The sequence below is a fragment of the Paraburkholderia sp. RL17-373-BIF-A genome (genome assembly GCF_046030175.1).
In the GTDB taxonomy this organism is placed as follows: Bacteria; Pseudomonadota; Gammaproteobacteria; order Burkholderiales; family Burkholderiaceae; genus Paraburkholderia.
This window is the reverse complement of sequence record NZ_JARESO010000117.1, coordinates 1-8817: the sequence shown is the minus strand read 5'-3', so window position 1 is coordinate 8817 and position 8817 is coordinate 1. Positions and strand designations below refer to the sequence as shown.

Genomic DNA, 8817 nt, shown 5'->3' with positions numbered 1-8817 from the left:
AATCCTTAGCATTTCATAGCCGTTGGTTGCCGCTTCTCGGTAGGTTACTGCAGTCAAGACCTTCGGAAATGCGCAGCTGAAGCGCGATTTCGCCATCCGCAGATAGTGGCTAGGATTTTGGTATGTTCCACCGCTTTGCTGATAGGACGATCCTGTTGTATCCGAAATCAGGGCACGGTAACCGACGGGGCTATCGCAGGAAATGGACTGTGCCAGTCCATCCAGTCATATGAGTCACTGTGGTGCGCCCATGACCAGTTCCTTGCCGGAGCAGGATTGATCACATCGATGATATCGTTCGCCGCCGCACCCGCGTCGCGCCGATCACTCGTACCACTTCGGTGATCAATATTTTGAGAATTCGTGTGGTCGTAAAACATGATTATCTCCTTTGACAGCTTGACATACACAACTACCTGCGGCAACCGTACGAGACGGAAGGGTTCTGTCGGGGCACCGAGTTCTGACGACCGACAGGCTGAGCGAGGTACAGCACGTTGCCCAGGCAATGGCCTTCAGTTTCATCGTGCTGGACGCTGGCCACGGATATTGTCGGCGCCCGCGGTGGGCATCCGACGTCTGCGGCCGGGCACGTCCGCGCGATGATCTGCGTCCTGTATTTTTTCCGGGCGCCGCCAGAATACGCACGAAAAAAATCCGGCAAGGACTGTCTGCATCACCTCATCGCTCGCCGTCTGCGGATCGCATACTCTGGAGAACTGCACACCATCGCGTAGGCTCACCAAGCCGAGCGCGAGCGCGTCCGCCTGCAGGGGCAACGGCGCGCTCCGAAACCGTGCGGATGTACGCGCTCATCTGGTCGAGCTTTTCGTGCCGGAACGCGTTAAAGCGCTCCTGAAACCCGGCGTCCCGATACGCGAGTAGTTTGGCTTCGACCCAAAGCAGAAAGAAGTCTCGATCACGAAAATACCGGCTGTAGTGTGCGATGGCGCGCGCCGTCATTTCGGCGGGCGTGCCGCCCTCTTCCATGATCGCCCGCAGATTGACCTGCGCGCTATCGTGATCCCGGCGCAGCAACTCAAGCAGCAGCTCCGGCTTACTGTCGAAGTTCGAGTAGAACGCACCGCGCGTGTAACCGGCCGTCTCGGCGATGTCCATCACACTTGTAGCGGCCACCCCCTTTTTGACGAACGTCTTCCGCGCAGCCTCAAGCAGGCTCTCTCTCGTCTGCTCCCTGCGCTGAGCATGTGTCAGGCGTTCCCGTTTCATGGCATTACGTACCGGTCAGATCGCCATCTGCGGCGCAATCACATGCGCGTGCGTGTCAGACGACGGATTTCGCAATGATTCTCTCGACAAGGGATTTGACAATGTCTGGCCCCAACCTCGGCGGTTCGCGTAAACTCCGGGTTGCTGAAGCGACCGAGGATGTCGATCGAACCGTCGGCGAGCATTTCGCGCAGTTGAAGGAACGTCTTTTCCGGGGCGTGATCGGTGGCCACAATCTTTCGTCCAACCTGATCGGCTTCGTTCGCAACCTCTGTCGAGGATTGGACGCACATACGGCTTATCTTCGCGAACAGACTGGCGAGAGCAGCAAAGTCCGGCTCATCGTGCTGAAGCGCGTGGACATAGCAACGCAACGCATCCTCGATGAACTCCTTATAGAGGTCTTGCCGGCGCACGCGGTCGCGCGCAAGCCACTTTTGCCTTAGCCTGCGTTCGTTGCGTGACAACGGATGTCAGGGCGGCGATCGATGCCCCGAACGGTGCCGCCATTGCTGACAGGAGTGTTGTGTTCATCATGTTGCCTCGGCGAGCTCTATCAACCTGCTGAATTTGATCCAGCTCTGGCTTTCTGCCAGGGTAATCGAGGGCGTGAAAATGCCGTTGCTCGACGACGCACACGAACTCACCTCGCGCGCCGGCTGGAGGTCGCGTCGACCAGCGCTCCGAGATAAGTCGAGCGAAGTCCGCACAGCGCGGCGCAAGGCGCGTGTCCCGGAAACGGAGCTGCGCGAGTTCAACGGCCTCATGCCAAGTCACTCCAGTTAGTGAGTGACGCCACGAACGGCTTGACCTCAGAGCTGCGATTGACCCCAGTATCGAGGGCTCTGCACAATCGTTTCTCACACGCCCCGTGCACGCTTCTGCGGTACATGCATGATGTTCCCGGCAACTTCCCGACTGCGCGCCAGCCACGTGGCTGAGTCCATGACACCGCCTTCCAGAGTGACATCGGCTACTCTCAACAATGACATTAAACTCACTATTGAGATTTATGTCAATATGACCGATAAAGTTTACACTGAGGGGAAGGCAAAAGGTGAACCGTCATACCGAACAGCGGAACGACGGGACGCGGAAGCGCCCATCCCGGACGCACAAGTGACAGGCACCGAAACGGGCGGGAGTCGAAGCGGACGTCGGCAGCCTGGTGCGGCAAACGAAAACACTCACTGATGCTGCACGCTGCGTGTCGCCATGTAATATCGAACCGTCCCGCATGCAGGCGACCAGGGTCCTGCCTGCGCAGCCCGTGCGGAGCACGGCGCAAGCCTCGCGCCGTCCTGCCATCTCGATGTGGCACGCCCCTTTCTTCATCTGCGGTCCAGCCAACGCTCCCTTGGAGCGTAACCGCAGCCATCTTTAGAATGTATAACGAGGTCCAAATGCGTGATGAGCGGATTCGTATGGATGTGCAGCTTCGTCATGCCGCGCATACCCGTGGCATTCAATGCCTCGGTCGTGATCGGGGTCGACGTCGGGATAAAAGTCACGCTGGCCTTGATTCCAAGATGCTTGCTGAGCGCGAGGTCGAATCCGATCTCGAACGTCGGGTTCCACGAGGGGCTGAGGGCGCAGGTTGTGGGGACTGCTGCTGTCGGCGCGACTCAAGCCGGGCAGCACCGGGCATCTGGACGAGATGTTCGCGACGCTGCGGGATGAGCCGTATCTGTCGTGACGTGCGGTCGACGAGCATGGCGCCGAACTCGACGTGCTGGTGCAAAAGCGGCGCGACAAGGCCGCGGCAAAAAGCGCCCTTTCCGGCGGGTGCTTCGTTCAAATTCGGTGCCGCGCAAAATCGTTACCGACCAGCTGCGCAGTAATCGGGCGGCGAAGGCTGATATTCCCGAGCTCGCTCATGTGAAGCACGTTTTCGTCAAAGCGGCGGCACGCGTGAACAATCGCGCCGAGAACAGATCCTAGCCGACCCACAGGCGCGACCGCCAGATGTGCGACTTTCGCGATGCACGTCGCACGCAGGCGTTTCTCTCATGCTTCTGCCCGATCCGTAGCACTTCGCGCTGCCCAGACATCGGATGAACGCGGGCATGTCATCGTGCCATACTTAAAGAACGCTTCGCCATATGGCATGGTTGGACTGTTTCTTCCGCAGTCGAGAAAGCTATCTGATAAGGATAACTACGCTTGAGCCACGCAGGTGGTCCACGCTCGTCAACTTGACAGGGCCCCCGTGGGAAGCAAGATCGCGCGCCCTTTCATGTGCCGGGCAGTGTGCTCGAACGCCAGGTCTGCATTGGGAAAAGGTACCGAGACGCCCACGGGCAACGTCAGCGCGCCCCTCGTGAGGAATTGGTACAGCATGTCGAGAGCGCCTTCGTCCGGTTGGAAGATGATCCAGCGGTAGCGTGCGCCCTTTGCGTTGGCCAGCGATTGCATAAACCGCCAGTCTTGGCGTGAACGCCAGGCTCCCGACAGAAGACCGCGGCGGTCGATGTTCCCCAGGAGGGGATGAACGGTCGTGACGTATCCCAAGGCTCCTTGCCGGAGGCGGCCGAGAAGGTTTGCCTCATCCTCCCAGGCGCCGAAATTCAAGGCGGCGTCGAAATGATCGGGCAGTTCCTCCAGCCGGCAGCAGGTTCTGTCCCATACGGCCGTCGCGCCGAGATTCCGGCAGAGGTCAATATTTGCCGTGCTGCAGATGGCGGTGACTGAAGCTCCCCAGGCCCCAAGGACCTGAAGCGCCAACTGGCCGAGCCCCCCAGATGCACCGTGCACCAGCACGTTCCGGTCCTTTGCATTGCCTTCACTGATTCCCGCGCCGCGTAGGGCCAGCCAGAGCGTGGTAAAAGTATATGGAAAAGCCGCCAGTGCCTTGGAAGCAAGCCCGCCGGCCGCCGGCCGTACCAGGCGAGCGTCCACCGTCAGGTGCGTGGCATGCGCACCGCCCTTCTTGCCGGTAGGCACCAACCCCATGATCCTGTCGCCCGGTCGCCACGGGCTGATACCGGCGCCCACGGAAACGATCTCTCCGGCAAAATCGTTGCCGAGGACCAGAGGAAACTTTCCTGCCCCCTTGAGGCTCAGGAGACGCCGGCCGTACCCTTTGGCGCGCTTGACGTCGATGGGATTGACCGATGTTGCCTCGACCCGGACCAGCACCTCGCCTTTTCCCGGTCGGGGCATCGCGGTCTTTTGTGTCTCCAGCTGGATGAGGTCCGCCGGTCTCAGGCAAAGCAGCTTCGTTGCGGTGCTCATGATCGCGCGACCTCCGCGCCGTTGGTCGACCGGGCGAGGCTGACTTCCCCCAGATAAACGCTTTCACCCAATTCGCATTTGCGCCAGGCGTTGCCGAGGGCATGACGGATTTCGACCCGGTAGATGCCGCTGCCCCTGGCCAGGCCGCCGAACCGGAAATCGCCGAAGCCGTCCGAGACGGTTTCGGCCAGCTTCTCGTTGCCGACGTACAAGGCCACCGCCGCATCCGTGACGCACTCGATCACGTCTCCCATCCGGGCGCTGACGCTTCCGCCGATGAAGCAGGTTTCCCAACGCTCGAGGCCGCTGTACCAGACGCGAGGCTTCGTGCCCAGGTTGGGCCGCAGTCCCTTGAGCCCCTCGCGCCGGGCCTTCTCGGCCATCTCTGCGTCATCCAGCCTGACCGTCTCGAAGACATCGGTGGGGCATGACTGCTGGCAACGCGGCTCGGGCCACCCCTGGTCGAGCAGATGGGCATCGAAGATCCAGATCTGCGGCAGTTGCAGCTCTTCATTCCAGACGATCGCCTTGTACGGGCACGACTTCACGATGTCTTTCCGGCCCCGCGCCTTGTCCGGGTCGATAATGACGATGCCGTCGGCACGCTTGCGAATGGCGCTACCGCCCACACGCATACACGGCGCTTCGTCGCAGTGGTTGCACATGACCGGCAGATACGTAGTCTCGACCATATGGGAGTCGCCCTGAACACGGCGCAGGATGCGCACGGGGCTGTCGGCGTTGGCCGCGGCGGGCGCGGCATAACCGGGGAAGTCGTTGCCGACGTGCTCGTCCCGCGCGGCAATGACGCAGTTCTGGCAGTTCTCGCAACGCCCGACTTTGATAACCAGATTCCACTTGCTCATTCTCTGTTCCTCACGCTGCGCGACCGAGCATGAACGCCTCGGCACTTCTCCATTTTTCGACCTGCACCAGACAGGAGTTAGGGCTCATGCTGCTCGTGCCGGCGGTTTGAGGCCGGTCGGGGGTCAGCATATTCATGCAACCGCCGATTTCGACGCGCTCGCCATCGATTTCAATCAGTTTGAATTCGGCGCTTGCCTCGTACGACTTGACAACTCCCGCGTTGACCAGCGGCGAGACGTCGGCCGCACAGATCACTGCGCCGCGGTCGTTGTAAACCTTGACGAGGTCGCGATGGGCAATGCCTCGAATGGCCGCGTCTGCCCGGCTAAGTCTCAGCAGCCAGAAGCGGTGCCCGCCGATCAGCGCGCGATGGTCCTCGATGCTGTTGACCGAGGAGTTCTTGCCGTCGCAATGGGTATGGAAGCTGTAACGGCTGTGAGTGGCAATCAACTGCAGCGGGTAGCGCTGAGCCAGGTCCGAGCGCAGCCCCTCCCAGGAGGGGATATATCGATTGAGCGGCGGCCGCTCGGGATTGTCCGCAGTGTGGCGCTTCAGCAACTCAGGCACGAACTCCAGCTTGCCGCTCGGCGTCTGCAGGCCCATGCCGAATTTTTCGGCGAACTGTGACGGCAGCGGATGCGGTTCCTGCAGGTCCTTTCGCCGGCCCTCCGCGAACCAGCGCATATCCACGGGATGACGCAACTCGGGCTTTTCCGCGGGCACGACGAAATAGCCCTTGCGGCAGAACTCACGCCACGAAATGTGATCGGGCAGATCCGACGAGTCGAAGACCCGCTTGACCCAGTCAAGCTCGCTGCATCCCTCGGTGAACACCCCGCCCAGGCCCAGCCGCGTCAGGATGGCGGTGAAGATGTCGTAGTCGGAGCGGGACTCACCCAAAGGTTCGATGCACTTGTGCTGCAGCGTCATCACGCGATGATTGACCGTGCCATGCCCATGGTGCGCATAGCCGCCGGAATTCGACCATTCGCCGATGTCCCAGCGCTCCAGCGCAGTGCACGCAGGCAGGATGATGTCGGCAAACTGGGCCTCGCCCTCCATCCAGATCGACTGGTTGACCACGAACTCGATGCTGGGGTGCCGGTAGGCGTCGGCCCAGCGTCCGGAATTCGTCACCGTGCTGAAGGCGGATCCGCCGTAACGATAGATCATGTGGATCGGCGAATACCCGGGCATGGGGTAGCTGAACGGCGCAAACTGGGCTTCCTGCGACATGCCGTCCCAGAGGTAGCCCGTGGCATGGCCGTTGATGATGGCGTCGGGCAGTTGCTGCCGCGGGACCATTTGCTTGACGGGATTCATGGTCAGGATGTGCGGCATGCGCTGGTAGTTGTTGACCGCATTGGCGGTCCACGCCAGGTCGCCGGAAATACCGCCGTCCGCATAGCCGGGGAAGTAGAAATGGAGGTCATGGGGCGCACCCACTTCAAGACAGCCGAAATTGACCCCCGGCTTCCCCCAGCCCTGCATCGCCATCATCATGATCATGCAGCGCGCCCATTGCGCTCCGGTCGCGCCGCGGGCCGCGCCACCGAATCCCGCGCCGGTCATCCCGACGGCCAGATGGACCTTCCTGTTTCCCCATAGGCGCGCAAGCGCACGGACGTCCTTGGCGGGCACGCCGGTCTCGCTCTCCTGCCACTCAGGAGTCTTGGGAACGCCATCGGTATCGCCGAGAAGATAGGCCCTCCACTCGTCGAACCCGGTCGTGCGGGTGGCGACGTAATCCTTGTCGTACAGGTCCTCCACGGCCCACACATACATGATGGCGCTGGCGAGAGCAGCGTCGGTTTGCGGTCGGACCGGAATCCAGCGCCCGCCCAGCAATTGGGCGGTCGGATTGCAATGCGGGTCGATATGAACGAACTCGATGCCGAGCTCCTTGGCCCACAGGCGCCGCGGCGTCCCCTCGAATCCCGCATAGGCGCCGTTGGTGCTTTCGGGGTCGCAGGACCAGAAGACGATCATGTCGGCTTCCTTGAGGCAATCCTCGACGCCGCCATAGCCGGATGGCACGCCGATGCGCATCGAGTTGCCGAAATGATGCATGGCGCCCCAGTACCAGCCTTCCCAACTGTCCGGATTTGCGGCGACCCGGGTGAAGCCGATCAGGTTGGCAAAGCGCGTCAACGCGCTGAGGTAGTAGCCCACATTGCCCCACTGGTGATGGGACGATAAGGGGAAGGTAATGGAACCAGGGCCGTGAACGCGCTTCTGCCGATTGATTTCTTTGGTGAGAATGTCCAGGGCCTCGTCCCAACTGATGCGCACATAGCCAGACTTACCCCGGTTCTGGGGATTGCGTTCACCGTCAGGGTCGAAATCGACCCTCTTCATCGGATGAAGGATGCGCTTGTCGGAGTAAACGAGCGACTTGAGCGTCAGGGCGTGGGGCGCGACCAATGCGCGCCGTGGCGGGCTGAAGCGGCGTCCGCGCGCCTCAATCACCCAGCTTGGCGCATCCGTGCTGTCCAGATCGATGGGGGTGACCCGAACGACGCGGCCGTCCTTCACGTAGACGAACAGAGGGCCGCCGTTGGTACAGGTGGTGTAGCGGCGGGTGCCGTCGCGCATGGGCCTGCCCATCGGCAGGCTGATGGTCTGCATCATGCTCAGGGTTTGCAACAGCCACACCAGGAGTTCGTCCGCGCCCTCAGTGACCACCTTGAAGTTCTTGGCCGCGTGGATGATTTCGCCCTGGTCCGGATTGGGGGAAAGGAACTTCAGGGCGGTGGCCACATCCTTGAAGACCATGCGCACGTCGGGCCGCCGATGCCTGCCGGCGCGCGACCGAACGCGCCCGTTCGTGAACGTGATGACGCGACCGATGCTTTCATCCATGAGTCCGATCCAGGCCACGAGATTGCGCTCCTTCAGGCGATCACGATAGGCGGGAAAGCGGCGTGCCGTTAGGTCAAGGACCTTGGGCAAGGCAAAAAGAATGGTCTTGAGGACCTGTCGTTTCATTATTCAATCCAAAGAGAAGCTTTGCTGCGCAAGCGGTGACATGACGACATGACTGACCGCTTCCCCGCTCGCCCGAGCAGCCCGGACGAGCGTGGTCATGTCGGCTGCTGTGGGTCAGAGACCCGGCATCGCCCGGCCCCTTTGCAGCGGCGTGTGTCGCAATATGTGTAATCGACCGTGAGGTCGCGGATCGCAGCCAGGTCCGGATGGCGAAAAATAACGTCCATGTCTTTAATGAGCGTTCAAACCTCTCGATTGACGCATTGACGACCTGTGCACGCTAGAACGTATAGGCGACGTTCAGGAAGACGTTAAGTGGATTGAGCCGGAGCGTCGATTTGGAAACGATCTGCGTTCCCGTCGCGGTCTGCCCGTATAACGTAAGGTGGGTCTTCACCGGAACGTAGCCGAGAGAGGTTCCGACTGACCAGTGTTTTGTAATCGCGTAATTTGCCCCGACCTCGAATACAGGATTCCATGATGAACTGAGTGTCGCAC

6 protein-coding genes and 2 pseudogenes are annotated in these 8817 nt (G+C 61.0%); 2 read left to right on the top strand and 6 right to left on the bottom strand.

All coding sequences use genetic code 11. The annotated features are described in order from the left end of the window. Positions 1-167: 167 nt before the first annotated feature. Both P0D80_RS47575 and P0D80_RS47570 read right to left on the bottom strand, forming a co-directional pair. A complete protein-coding gene (locus tag P0D80_RS47575; protein ID WP_408295069.1) occupies positions 168-380 on the bottom strand; it encodes a hypothetical protein in 213 nt (70 codons plus the stop codon). Between the two features lie 141 nt (positions 381-521). Further along, positions 522-1230, bottom strand: a pseudogene (locus P0D80_RS47570) (TetR/AcrR family transcriptional regulator). A 74-nt stretch (positions 1231-1304) separates the two neighbouring features. Between P0D80_RS47570 and P0D80_RS47565 the strand changes: the two are divergent. After that, positions 1305-1676: a hypothetical protein gene (locus P0D80_RS47565; RefSeq protein WP_408295066.1), complete on the top strand. Its 372-nt coding sequence runs from the start codon at positions 1305-1307 to the stop codon at positions 1674-1676. A gap of 1169 nt (positions 1677-2845) precedes the next feature. Then, a pseudogene (locus P0D80_RS47560) lies at positions 2846-3378 on the top strand (DDE-type integrase/transposase/recombinase); the annotation flags it as partial. Positions 3379-3420: 42 nt separating this feature from the next. On the opposite strand, the gene P0D80_RS47555 reads toward P0D80_RS47560, so the two are convergent. The 4 genes from P0D80_RS47555 to P0D80_RS47540 all read right to left on the bottom strand — a co-directional run. Continuing rightward, a complete protein-coding gene (locus tag P0D80_RS47555; RefSeq protein ID WP_408295063.1) occupies positions 3421-4464 on the bottom strand; it encodes an alcohol dehydrogenase catalytic domain-containing protein in 1044 nt (347 codons plus the stop codon). Continuing rightward, on the bottom strand, positions 4461-5330 hold the full coding sequence (locus P0D80_RS47550; protein ID WP_408295060.1) for a 4Fe-4S dicluster domain-containing protein: 870 nt from the start codon (positions 5328-5330) through the stop codon (positions 4461-4463). The genes P0D80_RS47555 and P0D80_RS47550 overlap by 4 nt, the downstream gene beginning before the upstream one ends. 10 nt (positions 5331-5340) lie before the next feature. Further along, positions 5341-8319 (bottom strand): molybdopterin-dependent oxidoreductase, encoded by a 2979-nt coding sequence (locus P0D80_RS47545; protein WP_408295057.1) that lies wholly within the window; start codon positions 8317-8319, stop codon positions 5341-5343. A gap of 280 nt (positions 8320-8599) precedes the next feature. Next, positions 8600-8817: OmpW family outer membrane protein (locus P0D80_RS47540; RefSeq protein ID WP_408295054.1), on the bottom strand; the 218-nt coding region annotated here is incomplete at its 5' end.

Excerpts from the sequence above, each read along its gene's own strand:
- P0D80_RS47550 (WP_408295060.1), bottom strand. The coding sequence starts at position 5,330 with ATGAGCAAGTGGAATCTGGTTATCAAAGTCGGGCGTTGCGAGAACTGC.
- P0D80_RS47565 (WP_408295066.1), top strand. The coding sequence starts at position 1,305 with ATGATTCTCTCGACAAGGGATTTGACAATGTCTGGCCCCAACCTCGGC.
- P0D80_RS47555 (WP_408295063.1), bottom strand. The coding sequence starts at position 4,464 with ATGAGCACCGCAACGAAGCTGCTTTGCCTGAGACCGGCGGACCTCATC.
- P0D80_RS47575 (WP_408295069.1), bottom strand. The coding sequence starts at position 380 with ATGTTTTACGACCACACGAATTCTCAAAATATTGATCACCGAAGTGGT.
- P0D80_RS47545 (WP_408295057.1), bottom strand. The coding sequence starts at position 8,319 with ATGAAACGACAGGTCCTCAAGACCATTCTTTTTGCCTTGCCCAAGGTC.